Origin of the sequence: Undibacterium sp. TC9W (assembly GCF_049339865.1) — a bacterium.
Taxonomy (GTDB): domain Bacteria; phylum Pseudomonadota; class Gammaproteobacteria; order Burkholderiales; family Burkholderiaceae_D; genus Undibacterium.
Genome location: NZ_JBMPPJ010000100.1, coordinates 1 through 255 on the forward strand (window position 1 = coordinate 1; position 255 = coordinate 255).

Below are 255 nucleotides of genomic sequence, written 5' to 3' on the forward strand. Positions count from 1 at the left end.
CCTGCATCCAGTAAGCCAGACCTTCACGGTCAGGCAAACGGTCAAAGGCCCCAAAGTACAGACGCGTGATGCCGCCTATGCCACTCTGGAATTCAGCTGACTCCATGAACGACGCCGCCACCTGAGCCCGGCTCATCTTGCCGCTGTCGATCTGCTGCTGCCAGTACTGCACACCTGCGGTATCTGCCTCACGGAACAGCACGTCACGATAAAGCTGCATGGCAAACAGGTCAGAGCGGTGCAAGACATCATTGT

Annotated in this window: 1 protein-coding gene; it reads right to left on the minus strand. The window is 57.3% G+C overall.

The genetic code is table 11. The features are described 5' to 3' along the window. A partial coding sequence (locus tag ACO0LN_RS30410; protein WP_422980515.1) for a DUF4214 domain-containing protein occupies positions 1-255 on the minus strand: 255 nt, incomplete at both ends.